The organism is Rhizobium sp. BK399 (assembly GCF_014194695.1).
GTDB lineage: Bacteria > Pseudomonadota > Alphaproteobacteria > Rhizobiales > Rhizobiaceae > Rhizobium.
This window is the reverse complement of sequence record NZ_JACIAH010000010.1, coordinates 18,180-37,937: the sequence shown is the minus strand read 5'-3', so window position 1 is coordinate 37,937 and position 19,758 is coordinate 18,180. Positions and strand designations below refer to the sequence as shown.

The following is a 19,758-nucleotide window of genomic DNA, read 5'->3' as shown; positions in this document are numbered from 1 at the left end:
CAGAAGCTGCCATTTGCCTGGCATTGGGAGAAGTCTGTTTATCGGGCCTCATGTGCCGCCGGCCGCCCAATGCCGAGTGATCGCCGCAAGTGGCCGAATCCCTCATGGGGGCGAGCACCACGCTCGAGCCTCCCTTCGATTGACGTTTCCTGCTTTGTCCTCCGATCTTGGGTCGCGGCAAATTCACGCGCAGCTTGGATGAACGCTGTGAAAGCCGCTGGCGGATTCTGTAGTACAACGCTAGTGGTGCTAGAGAGGGTGGCCAGTCTCTAAGGACGCGTATCGCCGAGGAAGCCGGCTCAGCTATGACGCGGCGATCCAGGTGATCATGAACTCGCTTGGCGGCATACCGCTCGGACGACCGGCCAAGCCGGAAGAGGTGGCGGACCTGATCGCCTTCCTGGCATCTGATAGAGCGTCATCGATCACCGGCACCGAGCATGTGATCGACGGTGGGACCGTGCCCACCACCTAAAGCACGTGCGTACCGTACCGTTCGGTGTGTGGACATGACCTGTCTGAGCTACGGTAAATGTCACCAAAGGTCGCAAACGCCTCCGCGATTTGGCGAAGTGCTCGTGCATAGGCATCACTTGCCCCATTGGCCAAACGCCGGCCTGCGCAATGATGCGGCGGTGGGCCGTAGAGGCGCGTAGCCGCATAATGGTAACTTCTTGGTCTGTAAACCTGGCGCTCACATGACTGCAATGATGGCGGAAGTGATCATTGAGCTCACCTGTTCTGTGGTTGCAATTCCATCCGGGCCCCAACTCCGGTCAGTCTATTTCCGGCCGCGTCATAGAACCGAGAGCTCTGCGTTCTCCCTCTGGCCAATGGTGGCCATAGGAGAACTGAAATGGGTATCTCACAATACGATCCTGCTGCACTGGGTCGACCTGCTTGGAACGCAGGCAAGCAAGTTGGCGTCAAGAAGCCCCTGAAGCAGCGCAAGATCTGTGCAGTGTGCTTCTTTCTCGACCGAGAAGGAAGGATGCGAGATCGAGCGCGTTCGATCTCGCCATCGACAGCGAGCTCCGCGGCTGCGATTTGCCAAAAATCAAAATTGGGACCCTCGTCACGTGCCACGAAATTCGAACTCGAGCGATGGTCGTTCAGAAGACCGGCCGCACGGGGAGGAACAGTCGATGACTATGTCTCTCCCCAGTCGAGTCGACCACCCGATCATCTCAGCACACGGCAACACGCCAGACTGGTCGATGAGTGGGTCACTGGGATTTGGCTGCGTCGGCAAGATCACGGCACGCATTCCCTTCGACGAACGAAGGCTGCCTTGATCCAAGGCCAGTGGCAACCTCCGAGCGATCCAGATCCTGCTTGGCCATACCAAGATTACTCAGTGAGGTATCTCGGCGTTGACATAGACCTCGCCGAGCGCACGGAGATCTAAAAATTTGCAGCACCGTACCGGGCGATGCCGTTCGTGCATAATCGAGCGGCACCGTCGATTCGAGGAAGCGACTATGCGCCGGCATTTCAGCCGTTCGGACACGATGGCCAGGTCCCAAAGGCTGCCATCGCGTTGAGCGCAATAAAACCCGAAGATGGCAGCAACGCCAGCAATGCTGGCATGTCAATGGCAACAGGTGTCACCCGGCACTCCCGGGTGACAGGTTGAAGGCCGCGGTCCGGTCGATGTCGTCAAGACCTGATGAACGAGAGCAGGTCGGAGTTGAGGACATCCGCATGTGTGGTCAGCATGCCATGGGGGTATCCTGGATAGGTCTTCAGCGACCCGTTCCTGAGCAGGTCGACCGCACGCGGCACGGAACTCGCAAAGGGGACGACCTGATCGGCCTCGCCATGCATCACCAATACCGGCACGGTAATCTTCTTGAGGTCTTCCGTATAATCTTCCAGCCAAGAGTCGACAGTCGCGTAGTGAGCCAGGGCCCCCCCGGTCATGCCCTGACGCCACCAGTTTGCAATGATCGCCTCCGAAGGCTCGGCCCCGTCCAGGTTGTAACCGTAGAACGGGTTTTCAGGGACGAACCGGAAGAACAGCGAGCGGTTGCCAAGCACGCCCGCGCGGATCGCTTCGAACCACTCCGGCGGCTGACCGGATGGGTTGTCCTCGCTCCGGTACATGTTCGGCGTCAGGGAAGCGACGAGTACCGCCTTCGAGACCCGCTCCGGGTGGCGGGCGACATAGCGAGCTACCTCGCCGCCACCCGTGGAGTGGCCGATGTGGATCGCGCCGCGCAGGTTGAGGTGCTCAGTGAGGGCCGCGAGGTCGGCAACCCAGTGGTCCATGTCGTTGCCGGTGCCGGGCTGGTCGGACCGGCCGTGGCCGCGCCGGTCGTGGGCGATCACCCGGTACCCGGCCTGAAGAAAGAAGGTCATCTGAGCGTCCCAGTCGTCCGCCGACAGCGGCCAGCCGTGGCTGAAAACGATCGGCTGGCCTGAGCCCCAGTCCTTGTAGAAGATGTTTACGCCGTCCGTGGTAGTGATTGTAGGCATGGTCTCGCTCCATCCGTGCTGTTAACTCATTTAAAGTCATAATTGCTCAACTAGAGCCACTCACCCACGCGCGCTGAAATAAACAACGCAAGATTGTCAGGAATACCTCATCTTTCCTTTCGACTCGCGAGCGAAATACTCCGGTGAGGCGTGTTCGATTGTATCCCGAAATTGCGACATTGATTAAATCCTACTTTTATCAAAGACAAATACCTTGTACGTTCGAGCTATGCCTTGAAGGTATAGCGAAGACCCGATGGAACTGAGGCATTTGCGCTATTTTGTTGCTGTTGCGGAGGAGGGAAGCTTCCTGACCGCAGCCGAACGGCGGCTTCACACTTCCCAGCCTTCACTCAGCAGGCAAATTCGCGATCTTGAAACCGAAGTCGGTGTGAAACTGTTGGAACGGCAGTCGCGCGGCGTGACGCTCACCGCTGCCGGTAAAGTGTTTCTTGATCACGCGCGGCTGGCGTTGTTGCAAGTCGAGGCCGCTGCGGAAGGAGCCCGGCGGGCAGAACGGCCAGAAAAACAGTCGTTCGCTATCGGTTTTCTCGCAGGCCAAGAGGTCGTGTGGCTACCCCATGCATTGCGCATCATTCGTGAGGAAGCGCCGGGGGTTGATATTATATTGTCTAGCCAGTCTTCCCCAGACCTTGCTCTGGCACTGATGCGAGGCAAGCTGGACGTCGCTTTCCTTCGCCCCGAGACGCAGAGTCTTGGTGTCTCCTTCAAGTTTTTAGCTAAGGAGCCACTGATCGCCGTGATGCCGGCGGACCACCGCTTGACGTCGCGTAAAAAGATCCAGCCCCAGGACCTTGCGCGCGAAACTTACGTGAGTTCGGCTAGAATTTCTCCCGTATTGCAATCGGTAATCCAAGATTACGCGTCGAGCGTCGGGATCACACTCGAGGCAGAGTACGAAGGCGAAGGCCTACCATCAGCAATGTCGCTCGTCGTGTCTACAGGTGGAATAACGCTTATTCCGCTTTATGCGCAAAATATGCTGACTCCAAATGTCGTTGCTAGAGCACTTGAGGGTGTGCCTCCGACAATTGATCTCACCTTAGGATACAACGATTCAAATTCCTCACCTTTGCTCCGCCGATTTTTGTCTCGTTCTGATGAACTAGTCGCGAACGTACAGAATCAGAGCATCATCCGCTATGCTGAGGTTCCATAGTAGAGATCAAGCTTTGTCGGAGGGGCGCCGCATCCAGAACTGACGGACTGGTTTTAGGGACATATTCCTTTCGCCGATGTCGGTTTACAGTCGAATGCCGACTTTGTTCACGGACCCTGCCGACCGCAAACGATCAGGACTATGTTGAGATCAATCTTGCAGATATTGGCGCGGACTTTGTCGCGACCTCGATCACCTAGGCCGCCCGTTGCGGCTTGAAAGTGTCGATGCCGGTACGCCTCAAGACCTTGGTGCGTGAGATTGCCCCCGCGGCCGTCTGAACTTCTCAGATTGATGCTTCGCACTTGTTGCTGGAAGGTGATCCCGTCCCATGATGACGGCAATGGGCCGCCCTTAGATCTACAGAAATCGGTTCCGCCGTCAGTATTTGCGTTCGCTGTTGCTGTGGGGGCCCGTTATTCCTGGACCGGCCTAGAGGCTCATCTCACCCCGTGATGGGCCTTGTTGCGTCCGCACCCCTTGGTCACCGGCTCTCTGGTGTGTTTGCTTTGAGCGACGTAACGTTCGTTTCGTCGACTAAGAGCTTCCGCCCTCGACCTTCGTAAGAGAATGTCGCCCGCTTAAGCGCCCGTTTCAGAAGCTTTCGAGGCGTGTTGGCAACCCTATCGGCATGGACGAGAGGCGTCGCCATGGCGAGGGTCAAGCAGCTCCCACAGCTTTGACGACCTCCGGCGTCCGCCCAGACGCGCGGGAGCGCCAGCTGGTTGCCCTCCCTGAGCGCCTTGCCGACAACCGCGATCTTTCATGGCATGTGGCGAGTTGCCGAATCTCGCGGACGCGATGCTGGCGCCGGTCGTGACGCCTGTCTGCAGGATTGACGCTGCAAGGCTTCGATCCCGAGCCGCAGCACGACTAAAGAGGGCACGGGAACTGTTGGTTACGCACATCGTTATTGTCGGACCATGGAGGACAAAATGTCGAACGTTTCGAAGACTGGTACCGACGAAGTCAACAATGCGACCAATCCCAATACATTTGGACGTTCAGTGGAGAGCCAGGCTCAAATCGCCGACGCTGCAGCGGCGGGGGCGTCCGGGGATGCTGGTGAGACGCTTCGAATCTATCGTCTGGAGCCGATCGCCGAGCCAGATGATCCGCGTTGGGGCAATTCGCCAGGACATGACGTAGTGATTGTCGCCGCAAGAACGGCGGGGGATGCGCGGATCGTCGCGGCGAGCCGTGAACTAGACTTCATGGAGGTTGACGCCGCGCCCGCAGATGACGTTACCACGGTCAACGCGAGAGCATTTCGCGACGACAAGCTCTACACGGTGATCGAGATCGACAGAAACCGCACCGATGTCTCGCGCGGCGTCTTGGAGGGGGAGATTTCGGTGGAAACGATCCGGCCAGTTCAGCCCGACTGACGATGGAAATAGCTCTTCAAACGAGTTAACTGGCGCTGCTCGAGGCCTCTCGCCTCGAGCGCTATCACGCACTGGACAGTGTTTAGGGCGCTTTCGAACTCGATGAATACTTCGTCCCCACTGAACTTGATGATCAGTCCGTGGTGAGAGGGTCAGACAGCGTTCCCATGGGCGTGCCTCCATGTGAATTCTCCTATCCGATCGAACCCGACCCCAAAGATGAGGTCGCTTTTCTTTCTCATGATTGGAAGGCCGCCAACATGGCAGCCTTAAACTTAAGATCTATAGGTCAGCAAAAGTTTGCCGGTTATTCCGCAGCCTGTGCCACGTCGTCACGATGATGAATTTCAGTCCCAAGGACCTTCAGGCACTCGCGAATGAACGCCGCAAGTGCCGTCCATCCCTTCGCCGAAACCATAGTTCCATCAACGAGTGCCTCCGTCGGCGACAGATCGACGTAGGTGCCACCGGCGAGTGTCACTTCAGGCTCGCAAGCGCCAAGAGCACCAACCCGCTTGCCGCGCACGACCCCGTCGACGGCGATCAGGATCTGGACCCCATGGCAGATCGTGAAGATAGGCTTCCGGGTCTCGTGGAAATGGCGAACCATCGCCTGGACGCGCTTGTCGGTGCGGATGTATTCAGGACCGCGCCCGCCCGCCGCGTAGACCGCGTGGTACTGATCAATTTGCGCCTCGGCTTCCGAGAAGGTCTTGTTGATCGTGAAAAAATGGCCGAGCTTCTCGGTGTAGGTCTGGTCGCCCTCGAAGTCGTGTAGCGACGTCTTGATCAGATCCCCTGCCTTCTTGTCCGGGCAGACCACATGCACCGTATGGCCGACCGCTTCCATCGCCTGCTGGTAGACGAAGATCTCGTACTCCTCGGTGAACTCGCCCGTCAGCATCAGTATCTTCTTGCCTGACATGATTTTACTCCTCTTAGGTCATGCGATGGGGCGGCGCTGGCCGCCCCGGTGACGTTGATAATCAGAACGGAGAGTCCGGGAAGTAGTATTCCTTGGCGTTCTCCTGGGTGATAAGCGGCGCATCCAGCTTGACCGCTCCACGCACAGGCGCCTGGCCGACGAGGTTGGCGACCGTCATGTAGATCGCAGTCTTGATCATGGCAGGCGGGTAAGGCGTCTCGACCGGGGTCATTGCGTCACCGTCGATGACCTTTTTGACGATGTCCTTCATACCGTTACCGCCGAGCGCCAGCTTGATGTCCTTGCGACCTGACTCCTTGACGGCCTCCAGTACGCCAAGCAGCATGTCGTCATCGTTTGCCCATACAGCATCGATCTTCGGGTACTTGGCAAGATAGTCCTGCATGAGTTTGAAGGCTTCATCGCTGTTCCAGTTCGCGTACTGGATGTCCAGAACCTTGAGATCGGTGCCCTTGATGGCATCCTGAAATCCTTGGATACGCTCATCGTCAATCACGGTCGGAATGCCGCGTAGTACGACGAGATTGCCTTTGCCGCCGAGCTTGTCGATCATGAACTTCGCCGTGTTACGGCCTACGGCGATGTTATCGCCCGCCAGATAAAGGTCCTGGATGGACGGGTCGTTAAGACCCCTGTCGACGACGGTGATGAACGTCCCCGAATCCTTGACGGCCTTCACAGGCGTGGTCAGTTCCTCGGACGTGTAGGGCAGGATGACCAGCGCATCGAGCTTGCGGCCTGCCGAGAGATCTTCAAGCGCGCTTACCTGTGCGGTTGCCGAGGGCGAGGTCTTGACGACGACTTCGACGTTGGGAAACGAAGCGTTGATTTCCTTGGCTGCCGCCTGAGCGTGATAAACGATACCTGCCGTCCATCCGTGATCGGCTGCGGGGATCGAAACCGCGACGACCTTCTTGTCGGCGGCAAATCCATGACTTGCAATGAACAAAGTACTCACGGCCGCGGCCGCTATCCATTTCGTAGTAGACATTCCATTCCTCCCAGAATTTGGACCGAAGACCGTGAACCCGTGTGGTCCTGACACGGATTATTTCGAAAACCTTTGAATGAGCATGGCGATAATAATGATGACGCCCTGGACACCAGCTACGAGGTATTCCGAGACGAAATCGGAAAGCACCATCAGGTTGGCGATGAGTTCAAGAATGACCGCGCCCGCGACCGTTCCCCAAATGTGTCCCTTGCCGCCCCGCAGCGCTGTTCCGCCGATCACCACCGCGGTGATGACCTGCAGTTCCCAAAGAACACCTGTCGTCGGAGTGGCTGCTCCGAGTCTCGGCACGTAGCAGATGGCGGCGATTGCAACGCAGGCACCCTGGATCGCGTAGGCGATAGTGCGGGTCTTAATGATCGAGATGCCGGAGTAGCGCGCGACGTCCTCGTTGGCGCCGACGGCTGCGCATTTGCGCCCGTACTTCATCTTGTAGAGGATGAAGGATGCGATCGCGGCAACTGCGAGCGAGATCACGATAGGCAGTGGTATACCTGCGACCGTCCCGAAATACACCGGACGGTAAGCGTCGCGTAGGCTCCGGTCGATCGGGATCGTGCCTCCGTCCGACATGTAGGTAATCAGCGCCCTGAAAATGCCCATCGTGCCGAGCGTGGCAATGAACGGCTCGATCTTCCCGACAGTGACGATCAGGCCATTCATGAGGCCGCAGAACAGTCCCACGGCTACAGCCACGACCATGCCAGCCGGGATTGCCGACACCCCCCACTCCGGGGCCATCCGGTTCATGAACATGATGGTGATTCCGGTGATGAACGCGGCCATTGATCCGACGGACAGATCGAGCCCACCCGAGGAAATCACGAACGTCGCGCCGACGGCGATGATGGCGATGAAGGCGCTTCTCGTGATGACATTGCCGAGGTTGGTCGCGGACAGAAAGTCCGGATTGATCGCAAAGCCGATCACCATCAGCACGGCCAAAGCGACAAAGGGTCCGACGTCGGCCCAGCCGATATTCCATTCCCGCTCCGGTCTAACCGAAGTGGAGCCTGTTAATACGGTCATCTTGTTCCTCCCTGAACACGTTCAGCGGCATCGCTCGTCGCCAAGAGCGCGACATTGTGTTCTGTCATCTCTTCGCCAGAGACCTCTCCTGCGATGCGCCCTTCCCGCATCACAAGGATCCGATCGCAGATGCCGATCAGTTCCTGCATCTCCGACGAGATGACGATGCAGGTCTTGCCCTGCGAGACCAGCAGCTGAATGAAGGCGTAGATCTGCGCCTTGTTGGCGATGTCGATGCCGCGCGTTGGCTCATCGATCACGACGATCGACGGTGCGGTCAGCAGTACCTTGGCGAGCAGCAGCTTCTGCTGGTTGCCGCCTGAGAGCTGGCCCGCCTGGACCCTCGTACTCTTGAGGCGAATATCGTATTGCTCGATTGCGTCAGCGAGCGCGGCCCGCTCGCGGCGACGGTGCATCAGGAGCCCGGGGTGAAAGCGACCGAGAGCCGATAACGTCAGGTTAGGCGCCAATCCTTCCCGCAGAAGAAGACCTTTTCCCTTTCGGTCCTCGGTCAAATACCCGATGCCCGCATCGAGTGCCGCCCGCGGCGAATGGATGTCGATGGGCTTGCCCAGCAACTCAACCACACCTTTTGCCGGGCGCAATCCCATGATGCCTTCGAACAGTTCCGTCCTACCGGCACCGATCATCCCGGCAAAACCCAGTATCTCGGACTTGCGCACCTGGAAGGACACGCCCTTGACGAAACCTGGCACCGAGAGGTCTCGAACAGTCAGTTCCACGCCGCTTGACGCCTTTACCCGCTTGGGCGGATAGAGCGCGGCGAGATCGCGGCCGACCATCAGGCGAGCCATGTCCATCTGGCTTAGGGTGTGGCCGGGATAGCTGCCAACCATCTTGCCGTCACGTAGCACCGTTACCTTGTCGGCCAGGCGTTGCACCTCATCGAGCCGGTGGCTGATGTATAGAATTGCGGTGCCTTGTTCTTTCAGTCGCATGATGATCGAAAGCAGACGCTCGACCTCTTCCTCGGTGAGGACTGCAGTCGGCTCGTCGAAGATCGCAAGCTTGTAATCGTCGAGAAGCGCGCGGGCGATTTGAACGAGCTGGCGATCAGCGAGCGATATGTTGCGCACCAGCGCGTTGGGTGACGCATCACAGCCGAGTTCGGAGAGCTTCTCCCTGGCGATACGACGCATGGCCTTGTCGTCGACCACGCCGTTTCGCATCCGCTCACGACCGAGGAACAGGTTTTCTGCAACGGTAAGCGCGTCAGCGAGCAGGATCTCCTGGTGGACAAGAACGATACCTGCCTGTTGAGCCTGCTCCGGCCTAGAGAACCGGACCGCACCATCGCTCATGGAAAGCGACCCGGTGCTCGGTTCGGCGTAGCCCGACAAGAGGCGCATGAAGGTCGACTTGCCAGCACCGTTTTCGCCGATGACCGCGTGGATCTCACCCGGGAAGATTTCGAGGGAGACATCAGATAGAACCGTAACTGGTCCGTACTGCTTGGAGACACCCTCGGCGCGCAGAACGGGAGCGCGCGCAACGCTGTGGGTCTCAGTCGCCGAGGCCCCTCCGTTTCGTTCCATGCTCACAACGCTCGACATCGGCGGCCTCTTAATCGAACGCGGGGAGCAGTCGGTCACGTGAGTGCTCGAGATGGACACGCATTGCCGCTTCGGCTGCGGAAGCATCGCCCGCAGCGAACGCGGTGATCAGAGCCTCATGTTCATCTAGAGCCTCCTCGGTGACCCGAGAGTGAAACATCAATCGGAAAATGTGAAAGTGCGTGTGTTGATGGTTCAGCGTCTCGCGAATGAGCTCGTTTCCAGCGATTTCGAGAATCTTGTCGTGGAAGAGCGCGTCCTGGCGAGCGAAGGTCGAATAGCGCAGTCGTTCGTCGCCGCCGTCCCGGCGGCCCATCACACCTGCGGCCTCTTTAAGTGCGGAGAGCTTGTGCTCATCCATGACAGATGCAGCCTTGGCTGCGCTCGCAGGCTCAAGCAGCAGACGGAGCTGATAGAGTTCATCAAAACGCCTGCGAGCGATCTGAGGCGCTGCGCTGTATCCGATGAGATGGGTCTTCACCACAAGCCCTTCTCCCTCAAGGCGACCGAGCGCCTCGCGGATAGGGGTTTGCGATACGTTGAGTTCACGGACGAGGTTATCGACGGTGATCCTTGCGCCTGGGGCAATCTTCAAGGACATCAACTGGGCGAAGATCGCGTCATAGACACTGCCTGCGAGGCTGTTGCTCCGCTGAATGAATCCACTTGGGTCGGGCGCTTCGTTCAACATCGTTATATTCCGGTCCTGCATTATTTTTTGCCTCTTGACACAAACCATCGCTAACACGATGCTCCGCGATATGCAATCCCATATCCTATAGGATTTTATATCGGAGATGTTGTGAGGGTAGATAAAGACGGCGCCATGGCGTTAGCAACACGCCTCCTTGCGGACCGCGGAACACCTGCGGCCCACGCTGCAATGCAGGCACGCGTGCTGGTGGAAGGGGAGCTGAAAGGCCATCCCTCCCATGGCCTGCAGCGGCTACCGCGTATCTTGTCCCGCATTGAGCGCGACCTTATCGATACATCGGCTGCGGGAATGCAAAACTGGCGCTCGTCCTCTTTCCTTGAGGTTGATGGCCAGAAAGGACTGGGACCGGTCGTCGCCCATGCCGCGCTCGAGCGGATCGCTGACAAGGCTCGTGCAACTGGCATTGCAGTTGCTGGCATCCGCAACTCCAACCATCTTGGCATGCTTGCGCACTACGTCGAATGCGTGGCCGATCGCGGCCAAATCGGCATTGCCATGTCCTCGAGCGAAGCGCTTGTTCACCCCTATGGAGGGACGCGCGCGCTCCTCGGAACCAACCCGCTCGCGATCGCTGTTCCCACGGCCGGAAGGCCGCTCATTGTCGATCTGGCAACCGGTCTCGTTTCAATGGGCAAGATCCACCATCATGCTGCCAACGGCGTCGCCATTCCGCAAGGTTGGGCTCGCGACAGCAACGGAAAGCCGACCACGGATGCCGCAGCTGCCACAAGGGGTTCGATCGCGCCTTTCGGCGATGCAAAGGGGTACGCTCTCGGGATAGCGCTCGAGCTCCTCGTCGCCTCGATCGCTGGTTCGGCGCTGGCTCCCGACGTGCGCGGCACGCTCGACGCCGACAATATCTGCAACAAGGGAGATGTGCTGATCGTCATTGACGTTGCTGCAGAGCCAGCCCTGGTCCGGCGCTTCAGTGACTATCTCGAGCGAATCCGAACTTCCATCCCCGCTGATCCTTTGCGCCCCGTCACAGTTCCCGGCGACGGCGCATCGTCGCGGTGTGAACAGGCGCACAAGGACGGAATCGAGATCAGCCCCAAACTGTGGGACGAGCTCAACGCACTTTCCTACTCGAACAAACCACTTGCCAGAGGACATCGACAATGACCCTTTTCGCCGCCATCCGGCTTCCCCGCGAAATTCTTTTCGGCAAGGGGCAGCGCCATGCTCTCCCCTCGGTTGCGACTAAACTAGGTCAACGCGCCCTCATCTGCACGGACAAACGGTTTGCTGGCACGCCCGTCTTCGGCGAGATCGTCAAGTCGCTGGAGGCTGCGAACATTGCAGTGCTGATTCATGATGGTGTCCAGCCTGACGTCCCCGCAGCTACTGTCTCGACATGCGTCGAGGACGCAAGCAGCTTTGATCCCGATCTGGTGATCGGGATCGGCGGAGGAAGTTGCCTTGATATGGCAAAGTGTGCGGCCCTGCTGCTCACCCACGGCGGAGCGTTGAAGGATTACTACGGCGAGTACAAGGTCCCAGGTCCCACTATCCCCGTCATTGCCGTGCCAACAACGGCAGGAACGGGATCAGAGGTCACACCCGTTGCGGTCATTTCCGACACCGACCGCACGCTGAAGGTCGGCATATCCAGCCCATATCTAATCGCGGCCGTGGCGATCTGCGATCCGGAACTGACGATGACCTGCCCTCCCGGACTGACCGCAATCGCCGGAGCCGACGCCCTGACCCACGCTATCGAGGCTTTCACCGCGGCTCGCAGAGGCACCGATCCCGCTTTGGCGCAAGAACACGTCTTTATCGGAAAGAGCGCCCTCACCGATCATTTTGCACTGTTGGCAATCAAGCTTCTGGGGCGCAGTCTCGAAAAGGCTTGCAAGGATGGCTCTGATGAAGAGGCCCGAGCCGATGTCATGATGGGAGCGTTGGCAGCGGGTTGTGCCTTCGGGACAGCAGGGACCGCAGCGGCTCACGCCGTCCAATACCCAGCCGGAGCGCTGACCCACACCGCGCACGGCCTCGGTGTTGCAACCATGATGCCGTACGTGATGAACTACAACAGGTCGGTTTCCACCTCCGAAATGGCCGATATCGCTGAAGCGCTTGGGCTTGATCGTGAGGGTGCCGATCCAAAACAGCTTGCCGTCGCCGCGATCGAGGAAATTCGCAGGCTGTTCGCAGCGATCGGTATCACCCCCACCCTTGCCGATCTCGGGCTGGCAGCCGACAAGCTCGATTGGACGGCAGAACAGGCCTTCGGCATCGACAGGCTCATCAAGAACAATCCACGGCCGTTCGATCTCGATGCAATGAAGCGTCTTGTAAGAGCAGCTTACGACGGCGATCTCGAAGCCTCCGCAATCTGAACATCGAGGGAAAACTCATGACCATTGCCCAGCAGATCCATGCAACCGAGTGCGAAACGCCGGACATCGACGCCGCTGCACGCGGGCTATATATCGACGGGTCATGGCGGCCGTCGCAGTCCGGTCGGCAAATCGACGTCGTCGATCCGTCGACTGGTGTCATTCTCGCAGCTGTGCCTGATGCGACAATCGAAGATGCCCAGGCATGCGTCGATGCCGCAGCGGCGTCCGCGCGTGCATGGCGTGCCACTCCGCCCCGCAAGCGATCCGAGATTTTGCGTCGCTGCTTCGAACTGATGGTCGAACGCTCGGAGATGCTGGCGACCTTGATCTCGTTGGAGAACGGTAAGGCGTTGCGTGACGCGCGCGGCGAAGTCGCCTACGCTGCCGAGTTCTTCCGCTGGAACGCCGAAGAGGCAGTACGCATCACAGGAGAGTTCGGCATCGCCCCATCAGGCACGAACCGCATCATCGTGGATTATCAGCCCATCGGGATCTGCCTGATGATCACGCCTTGGAACTTCCCCGCAGCGATGGCAACCCGCAAGATCGCCCCTGCCCTTGCGGCAGGGTGTACGGTCATCCTCAAGCCTGCCAGCGAAACGCCACTCACGGCCTACGCACTTGCGGCAATCTACGAAGAGGCTGGCGTGCCGAAGGGCGTCGTCAACGTTCTGACAACCACCAATCCCGGGCCTGTGACGGCACATGTTTTGGCAGATCCGCGTGTACGGAAGCTTTCCTTCACGGGATCGACAGGCGTTGGTAAACAACTGCTTGCAGCGGCAGCGAAGCATGTCATCTCGTGCTCAATGGAACTCGGCGGCAATGCGCCCTTCGTAGTCTTCGATGATGCCGATCTCGGTGCCGCGCTCGACGGGGCAATGATCGCCAAGATGCGCAATGCGGGCGAGGCATGTACGGCAGCAAACCGCTTCTACGTGCAATCCGGCATATACGACGCATTTGCCGAAGGATTGGCCAAGCGTATGGCCGCCTTAAAGGTCGGTCCGGGCATCAACGCCGAGACCGACTGCGGCCCGATGATCACTCGCAAGGCGGTCGAAAAAATCAGCCGCCTGGTTGACGATTCAAAAGGCAAGGGCGCGCGCGTTCTATGCGGCGGTGAGGCGCCGTCCGGGTCTGGTTTCTTCTACCCGCCGACTGTCCTTGCCGACGTCCCGGTAAACTCGGAGATGATGTCAGAGGAGATTTTCGGTCCCGTTGCACCGCTCTACCGTTTCCATGACGAGGAAGAAGCCATAGCGTGTGCCAACGATACGGAATATGGTCTTGCAGCCTATGTGTACACCCGTGACCTTGCACGCGGCCTACGCGTTTCTTCCGCCATCGAAGCAGGTATGATCGCCCTCAATCGAGGTTTGGTCTCCGATCCGGCAGCGCCGTTTGGCGGCGTAAAGCAGAGCGGGTTGGGGCGCGAGGGCGGACAGCACCATGGCATTGCCGAGTTCATGGAAGCCAAATATATCGCTACGAGTTTCTGAAGCGGAGTTGCTCTTATGGAAACCGACCCATTCCGGATCCGCGACCATGTCGCGGATTTCGATGCCATTGTTGGTGAGATCGTCGCGGCGAGTGCGAGGACGCGCGAAACCTTGCCAATGATACTGGACGTCGCATATGGCGACGGACCAGATGAGACGGTGGACATGTTCTTTCCTGCGGGTCCCCGTCAGAACCTTCCTGTCCACCTGTTTGTCCACGGCGGGTACTGGCGGATGTTCTCCAAGCGGGATTACTCTTGCATCGCCAACACCATCACTTTGGCGGGTGCTATCGCCGTGATTGTTGATTATTCCCTCATGCCGGGGCAGCGCATGGAGGTTCTTGTCGACCAAGTCGTCCGCGCCAAGGAATGGGTCGTCCAGCATATTGCAAGTTATGGCGGCGATCCCTTGCGTCTTTCTGTGAGCGGACACTCTGCGGGAGCGCATCTCGCGACGTTCACGTTCGAGGAGAGCGAAAAAGCATCCAGAGTTCAGGGCGCTTTCCTGCTCGGCGGCCTTTATGATCTTGCACCGCTCCAACAATCCTTCTTGCAGAGAGAGATAGCGCTGACCGAGGACGAGGTGTCTCGCTTCACACCACTTTTTCGACGGCATCGAGCAGATTGCCGAGTTTTAGTGGCTGTCGGCCAGGACGAAACACGTCCCTTTCATGACCAATCGGATGCTTTCATCAACCACGTTGCAGCCCAAGGCCTTTCGGCAACGCGTAACAAGATAACGGGTCGCAACCATATGAACTCTGTTCGCGACCTGGGAGTAGCGGGATCCGAAACGGGAGATCTTCTGATCAGCTTCATAAATTCTGGAGCTTGATCGTCGGATAGTTCTGTTGGCCCAAATTGCATATGTTGCCGGCAGCGCAGACGGGGCCTACATGAGGGTGGAGTACTTTTGTTTGCTGCCAGAAAGTGCCGCATTGCAAAGTCCGGGGATTGGTGACGCGTAAAAACAAAACGGCAATGCTAAGCTCAAGCGCGCGTTACATCAAGGTTCGAAAGACCGTCTCCGCGCGGGCAATTCTTGGAATGGCAACAAGTGACGGCCACATCGCTCAAGATGCTGACCCAGAAGGCGGGCTGCTCGAGGCAGCCTGTTCCGATCGTTTCGGATGGGTTTCAAACAGACGTCCGTGAACAAAAACATGCTGAGGCGATCCACGCTAGTCAGATCGACATCGAGATTATCCTTCGCGCGGATCGTTATCTGCCACGCTGTAAACGGACCAATATGGCCGAGCATCGGCTAGCCATGAACCGTCTCGACAGCGCCCTTTGGAGTAACGATGGCGAAGCGGCCAAAGAGTCGGCATGAGCATCTAATCCTCCAGCTTGCGCGAGATCGCCGTGGTGGTCCTCAGCTATTGTAGCGCGGGACATCAACTGCTGCCGCATGTCGCCGCCATGCGCTTGGCGTGGTTCCAGTCGCGCGACGGAAGGCTCGCGAAAGATGGGATTGATCGGCCAAGCCGCAATCCAATGCAATTTCGCAGAGGGAGGCGTTGCTTGTCAGCATCCTATGCTTGGCATGCTCGACCCGTCGCGAAACGATGTAGTTGTGGGGCGTCAAACCGAAGCTAACCTTGAACACCGCGGCAAAGTAGCTCTTACTCAACCGAACTAGACGCGCGAGGTCCTCAAGTGAGATTGGGCGGGATATCCGCTCATCAACGAAGCTCTTCAAACGGTTGATCTGCCAAGGGGCGAGGCCCCGCGTTGAGCCTTGTTTGCTTTCGACGCCGCTGGCTTTCAAAGGCCGCAGCAGGGTCGACGCTGCCTTGACGAGGTTGATGGTGATGGCCTCGTCCCGGTCGACGTAACTTGTGGCATGGAACAGCAAGCGCGAGACCTCGCGCAAGGTCTCGTGGCTGACATCGGAGAGGTCAAGAGAAGACGGTGTAGGTCGGGTAAGAGGCGTAGCGCCAGGCATCCATGATCTCCTTGGAGAGTTCGGCTGGCCCCATAGTGAGACGCAGGATGCGAGCAATGAATTGTACGGCCAGTGTATTTCCCTAGACGTTGGTATGGAACCGCTACGCCTCGGTATAGATTGTCGGGTAGGCATATAGGCGCGCCCATTGATGGAGCGAGAAATCCGATGCGCTTGCTCAGTGCGGAGTAGGGAGCCAGAGCCAAATGGCACTGCGAAACAGCATGCTCGCTTCTCCATAAACGGGATCATTTATACAAAGGTCCCTGGTGCTTTTGGCTTCCCGAACTACCGTGGCTCTCGCTGGGTGATGCTTCGGGGCTCTTCGACGTCGATTTGCGAAATGCCCGGAAGAAGGAGCTAGGCTCCGAATAGCCAAGCTGGGCTGCGATTTCGCCCGTCGCCTTCGACGGTGCTCAGCAGCATCTCGATTGCAAGATCGCGGCGTATGTCATCCTTGATGCTCGCGCATCGACCTCATCCGTCAGAGTGCAGCTAAAGGTGTCAGCGATGCGGCCAGCGCCGCCATCAGACCTTTCATTCTCTCTGATCGGCCCATCGGCGTGGAGAATGAAAGTGCCGGTGGCAGCTCCAATCGACTGCTGGTCTAATCCAGCCAATACCTAAGTTTAGTTACGTGATCGGCTGGACGGGTCTACCTTCGACTCCATCGCCTCACCCCTCATGAGGCGGGTAGCGCCCTCCCAGCTACCGGCTTCGGTGTTCCCTCCCCCTCCGCCGAAGCCGCGGATCCTCCCAAGATCCGCCAAGGCCGTCTCCATCCGCCCGGAGACGGCCTTCTTTTTCTGAAGCCGTGTCGGGCTTCATAAGCGGAAGCGGATATGGTTCGCTGCCACCATTGAACGTGCCAGCATATGATTCGGCGGCCGCCCTATTCATCAAGCACCGTCCGAACCAATATCCGGCGCTGGGCGAGATTGGCTTAAGGCCAACACCTACGGGAACAGTCCGCGACGCCCTATTCCTCAGTATAATGGGCCGGATGCACACCTGTGATAGTCTCTCTCGACTGATGCGCCTGCGGCGCCGAAGCAGCCCCGGATTTCAAGGAGATTCGACATGAAGGATCAGCGTCCAGAAGGTATCGAACAATACGAGCAACCGGCCGGCGGCTGGGGCGCGCTCAAGGCTGTCGCCAAAACGCTGGCTCACCAGCGGGTTGTGGCCCAAGGCACCATGACGCTACTGAGGGCCAATCAACCGGAAGGCTTCGATTGCCCTGGCTGCGCATGGCCGGATCCCAAACACACGTCGTCATTCGAGTTCTGCGAAAACGGCGCCAAGGCGATAACCTGGGAATCGACAGCCAAACGGTCTGGACCGGAACTCTTCGAGAAAAACACCGTTTCCGATTTTTGGAACTGGAGCGACCATGAGCTGGAAGACGCGGGGCGGCTGACAACGCCGCTGCATTACAACAGCGAGACCGATCGCTACGAGCCGATCGAGTGGGAGGCTGCCTTCAAACTCATCGGCGCAGAACTAAACAAGCTAAACAATCCAAACCAAGCGGAATTCTACACATCGGGTCGTGCTTCCAACGAAGCAGCATTTCTCTACCAGCTCTTCGTGCGCGCCTACGGGACCAACAACTTTCCAGACTGTTCCAATATGTGCCACGAGGCGACGAGCGTCGGGCTTCCGATGTCGATCGGAGTTGGCAAGGGCACAGTGACCCTGCAGGATTTCGATTACGCCGATGCGATCTTCAGCTTCGGCCACAATCCCGGGACAAACCATCCGCGCATGATGACGACGCTGCACGAGGCTTCGCGCCGTCGTGTTCCAATCGTCGTCTTCAATCCTCTGAAGGAGCGCGCGCTAGAACGCTTTGCCGCGCCCCAAGACCCGATCGAGATGATGACCCTCTCATCGACACCGATCGCGTCAGCCTATCACCAGGTCCGTACTGGCGGAGACCTGGCAGCGCTCAAGGGCCTGATGAAGGCCCTGTTCGAACGCGATGTGGCCGACATCGCGACGGGCGGCTCCGGGGTGCTTGATCGGACGTTCATCGAGGAACATACCGCCGGCTTCGATGCCCTGCGCGCGGATGTTGAGAACACGAGCTGGGATCAGATCGTCGCGATCAGCGGGCTGACGAAGGACGCCATCGAGAGTGCGGCCGAGGTTTACGCGAAGGCAAAAAACGTGATTGTCTGCTTCGGCATGGGCATCACCCAGCACGCCAATGGCACCGGCAACGTACAGCAGATCGCCAACCTGTTGATGCTACGCGGCAATATCGGCCGGCAAGGCGCCGGTATCGCTCCGATCCGCGGCCATTCAAACGTTCAGGGCGACCGCACCGTCGGGATCACCGAAAGCCCCAACAAAGCGCTCATCGACGGCATGGAACGAGCGTTCGGCTTTCGTCCGCCCGCGGAGAAGGGACACAATGCGATCGAGGCTGTGGAGGCCATCATCGCGGGTGAATCCAAGGCGCTTCTCTGCCTCGGCGGCAATCTTGCCGTCGCGATGTCCGACCCGGAGGCCACTTTCGAGGGCATGCGCAAGCTCGATCTAGCCGTCCACATCGCCACCAAGCTGAACCGGTCGCATCTTCTAACAGCCAAGACTTCGCTGATCCTGCCATGTCTTGGACGTACGGACCTCGACACGCAAGCCTCGGGCCCACAGGCTGTCACCGTGGAAGACTCCATGTCCATGGTTCACGCCTCGCGCGGTTTCTTGAAGCCTCCGAGTGAAGCGCTGAAGTCCGAGCCTGCAATCATCGCCAATATTGCGAAGGCGACGCTTGGCAATCGTTATGGCATCGACTGGGACGGCATGATTGCGGACTATGACCGTATCCGCGAGAAGATCGAAGTGGTGTTCCCCGACTTCCACGAGTTCAACAAGCGTGTGCGTGTGCATGGCGGTTTTCGCCTTGATGTCGCCGCCTCCTTCCGTCGGTGGAACACCAAAACCGGCAAGGCAAATTTCCTTGTTGCTCCGGGCCTCGATGAGGATCCGCTGATCAAGAACCCCGATGCTCTGGTCCTCACGACGATCCGCAGCCACGACCAGTACAACACGACTGTCTACGGTCTCGATGATCGTTATCGCGGCGTCTTTGGCCGCCGCGATGTGATTTTCATGAACAAGGACGATCTGGCCGGCCGCGGCCTCAAGGACGGCGACCGGATCGACATTCGTGGCCTCGTGGGAACTGGCGAGGCCACGCATCGCGTGCGTGGCTTCACGGCGGTCGAATACAATATCCCAAGAGGATCGGTTGCCGGCTACTACCCCGAGATGAACGCGGTCGTCTCTCTGAGCCACTATGACCGTATCTCGGGCACGCCGTCTTATAAGGGCGTTCCAGTGACGGTCACCGCGACCAGCGACGGCTAACCAGCGGATCGACTTCCGGAAAATTGTGCCCGCGACGCGTCTATTTCGAGCCGCATTTCATTGGAGCAGTGGCTTTGTGGGTGCCAGGCCACTGTTTCCATGGACCCAAACTTTTGGCTCATCCACGTACACTTACGTGGTCCGATCTGGGCAAGGTGCTAGGATCTCGTCATGCACCAGGAGTCCATTGCAAACTTTGCAAAGTCCAGCGAACACAAGGCAATGAACGTCAGGTTCTTCGCCTTTCTGGTCGGTGCC

At 58.5% G+C, this 19,758-nt stretch carries 15 protein-coding genes and 3 pseudogenes; 10 read left to right on the top strand and 8 right to left on the bottom strand.

The window, feature by feature from the left end; genetic code table 11:
- Positions 1–319: 319 nt before the first annotated feature.
- Positions 320–475, top strand: a pseudogene (locus tag FHT97_RS20190) (SDR family oxidoreductase); the annotation flags it as partial.
- Positions 476–856: 381 nt separating this feature from the next.
- Positions 857–1,408: pseudogene (locus tag FHT97_RS30925) on the top strand (integrase).
- Between the two features lie 251 nt (positions 1,409–1,659).
- On the opposite strand, the gene FHT97_RS20180 reads toward FHT97_RS30925, so the two are convergent.
- On the bottom strand, positions 1,660–2,478 hold the full coding sequence (locus tag FHT97_RS20180; RefSeq protein ID WP_183864034.1) for an alpha/beta hydrolase: 819 nt from the start codon (positions 2,476–2,478) through the stop codon (positions 1,660–1,662).
- Between the two features lie 256 nt (positions 2,479–2,734).
- Between FHT97_RS20180 and FHT97_RS20175 the strand changes: the two genes are divergently transcribed.
- Positions 2,735–3,658 carry a LysR family transcriptional regulator gene (locus FHT97_RS20175; protein ID WP_183864033.1) on the top strand — a complete coding sequence of 308 codons (924 nt, stop codon included), beginning with the start codon at positions 2,735–2,737 and terminating at the stop codon, positions 3,656–3,658.
- A 935-nt stretch (positions 3,659–4,593) separates the two neighbouring features.
- Complete coding sequence (locus FHT97_RS20170) at positions 4,594–5,046, top strand: hypothetical protein (RefSeq protein ID WP_246712698.1); 453 nt, start codon at positions 4,594–4,596, stop codon at positions 5,044–5,046.
- Positions 5,047–5,353: 307 nt separating this feature from the next.
- On the opposite strand, the gene FHT97_RS20165 is transcribed toward FHT97_RS20170, so the two are convergent.
- The 5 genes from FHT97_RS20165 to FHT97_RS20145 form a co-directional block, all read right to left on the bottom strand.
- On the bottom strand, positions 5,354–5,971 hold the full coding sequence (locus FHT97_RS20165) for a DJ-1/PfpI family protein (RefSeq protein WP_183864031.1): 618 nt from the start codon (positions 5,969–5,971) through the stop codon (positions 5,354–5,356).
- A 61-nt stretch (positions 5,972–6,032) separates the two neighbouring features.
- Entirely contained in the window at positions 6,033–6,983 is a 951-nt protein-coding gene (locus tag FHT97_RS20160) for a substrate-binding domain-containing protein (RefSeq protein ID WP_183864030.1), read from the bottom strand.
- A 57-nt stretch (positions 6,984–7,040) separates the two neighbouring features.
- Entirely contained in the window at positions 7,041–8,033 is a 993-nt protein-coding gene (locus FHT97_RS20155; protein WP_183757841.1) for an ABC transporter permease, read from the bottom strand.
- Positions 8,030–9,589 carry a sugar ABC transporter ATP-binding protein gene (locus FHT97_RS20150; protein WP_183864104.1) on the bottom strand — a complete coding sequence of 520 codons (1,560 nt, stop codon included), beginning with the start codon at positions 9,587–9,589 and terminating at the stop codon, positions 8,030–8,032. The genes FHT97_RS20155 and FHT97_RS20150 overlap by 4 nt, the downstream gene beginning before the upstream one ends.
- Before the next feature lie 28 nt (positions 9,590–9,617).
- Positions 9,618–10,298: a GntR family transcriptional regulator gene (locus FHT97_RS20145; protein ID WP_183757838.1), complete on the bottom strand. Its 681-nt coding sequence runs from the start codon at positions 10,296–10,298 to the stop codon at positions 9,618–9,620.
- Positions 10,299–10,409: 111 nt separating this feature from the next.
- Between FHT97_RS20145 and FHT97_RS20140 the strand changes: the two genes are divergently transcribed.
- The 5 genes from FHT97_RS20140 to FHT97_RS20120 all read left to right on the top strand — a co-directional run bounded on the left by FHT97_RS20140 (position 10,410) and on the right by FHT97_RS20120 (position 15,507).
- Complete coding sequence (locus FHT97_RS20140) at positions 10,410–11,444, top strand: Ldh family oxidoreductase (RefSeq protein ID WP_183864029.1); 1,035 nt, start codon at positions 10,410–10,412, stop codon at positions 11,442–11,444.
- Entirely contained in the window at positions 11,441–12,667 is a 1,227-nt protein-coding gene (locus tag FHT97_RS20135; RefSeq protein ID WP_183864028.1) for an iron-containing alcohol dehydrogenase, read from the top strand. The genes FHT97_RS20140 and FHT97_RS20135 overlap by 4 nt, the downstream gene beginning before the upstream one ends.
- A 17-nt stretch (positions 12,668–12,684) precedes the next feature.
- Positions 12,685–14,172: an NAD-dependent succinate-semialdehyde dehydrogenase gene (locus tag FHT97_RS20130; protein ID WP_183757832.1), complete on the top strand. Its 1,488-nt coding sequence runs from the start codon at positions 12,685–12,687 to the stop codon at positions 14,170–14,172.
- 15 nt (positions 14,173–14,187) lie between these two features.
- On the top strand, positions 14,188–15,009 hold the full coding sequence (locus FHT97_RS20125; RefSeq protein ID WP_183864027.1) for an alpha/beta hydrolase: 822 nt from the start codon (positions 14,188–14,190) through the stop codon (positions 15,007–15,009).
- A gap of 222 nt (positions 15,010–15,231) precedes the next feature.
- Positions 15,232–15,507 carry a hypothetical protein gene (locus FHT97_RS20120; RefSeq protein ID WP_183864026.1) on the top strand — a complete coding sequence of 92 codons (276 nt, stop codon included), beginning with the start codon at positions 15,232–15,234 and terminating at the stop codon, positions 15,505–15,507.
- A 42-nt stretch (positions 15,508–15,549) separates the two neighbouring features.
- Here the strand turns inward: FHT97_RS20120 and FHT97_RS20115 are convergent, their stop codons facing one another.
- Complete coding sequence (locus FHT97_RS20115; RefSeq protein ID WP_183864025.1) at positions 15,550–16,122, bottom strand: AraC family transcriptional regulator; 573 nt, start codon at positions 16,120–16,122, stop codon at positions 15,550–15,552.
- A 248-nt stretch (positions 16,123–16,370) separates the two neighbouring features.
- A pseudogene (locus tag FHT97_RS30920) lies at positions 16,371–16,590 on the bottom strand (AraC family transcriptional regulator); the annotation flags it as partial.
- 612 nt (positions 16,591–17,202) lie between these two features.
- Here FHT97_RS30920 and FHT97_RS20110 point away from each other — a divergent pair.
- Complete coding sequence (locus tag FHT97_RS20110) at positions 17,203–19,500, top strand: FdhF/YdeP family oxidoreductase (protein WP_183864024.1); 2,298 nt, start codon at positions 17,203–17,205, stop codon at positions 19,498–19,500.
- Positions 19,501–19,758: the final 258 nt, after the last annotated feature.

Excerpts from the sequence above, each read along its gene's own strand:
- FHT97_RS20110 (WP_183864024.1), top strand. The coding sequence starts at position 17,203 with ATGAAGGATCAGCGTCCAGAAGGTATCGAACAATACGAGCAACCGGCC.
- FHT97_RS20135 (WP_183864028.1), top strand. The coding sequence starts at position 11,441 with ATGACCCTTTTCGCCGCCATCCGGCTTCCCCGCGAAATTCTTTTCGGC.
- FHT97_RS20160 (WP_183864030.1), bottom strand. The coding sequence starts at position 6,983 with ATGTCTACTACGAAATGGATAGCGGCCGCGGCCGTGAGTACTTTGTTC.
- FHT97_RS20175 (WP_183864033.1), top strand. The coding sequence starts at position 2,735 with ATGGAACTGAGGCATTTGCGCTATTTTGTTGCTGTTGCGGAGGAGGGA.
- FHT97_RS20145 (WP_183757838.1), bottom strand. The coding sequence starts at position 10,298 with ATGTTGAACGAAGCGCCCGACCCAAGTGGATTCATTCAGCGGAGCAAC.
- FHT97_RS20115 (WP_183864025.1), bottom strand. The coding sequence starts at position 16,122 with ATGCCTGGCGCTACGCCTCTTACCCGACCTACACCGTCTTCTCTTGAC.
- FHT97_RS20155 (WP_183757841.1), bottom strand. The coding sequence starts at position 8,033 with ATGACCGTATTAACAGGCTCCACTTCGGTTAGACCGGAGCGGGAATGG.
- FHT97_RS20165 (WP_183864031.1), bottom strand. The coding sequence starts at position 5,971 with ATGTCAGGCAAGAAGATACTGATGCTGACGGGCGAGTTCACCGAGGAG.
- FHT97_RS20180 (WP_183864034.1), bottom strand. The coding sequence starts at position 2,478 with ATGCCTACAATCACTACCACGGACGGCGTAAACATCTTCTACAAGGAC.
- FHT97_RS20130 (WP_183757832.1), top strand. The coding sequence starts at position 12,685 with ATGACCATTGCCCAGCAGATCCATGCAACCGAGTGCGAAACGCCGGAC.
- FHT97_RS20170 (WP_246712698.1), top strand. The coding sequence starts at position 4,594 with ATGTCGAACGTTTCGAAGACTGGTACCGACGAAGTCAACAATGCGACC.
- FHT97_RS20150 (WP_183864104.1), bottom strand. The coding sequence starts at position 9,589 with ATGGAACGAAACGGAGGGGCCTCGGCGACTGAGACCCACAGCGTTGCG.
- FHT97_RS20125 (WP_183864027.1), top strand. The coding sequence starts at position 14,188 with ATGGAAACCGACCCATTCCGGATCCGCGACCATGTCGCGGATTTCGAT.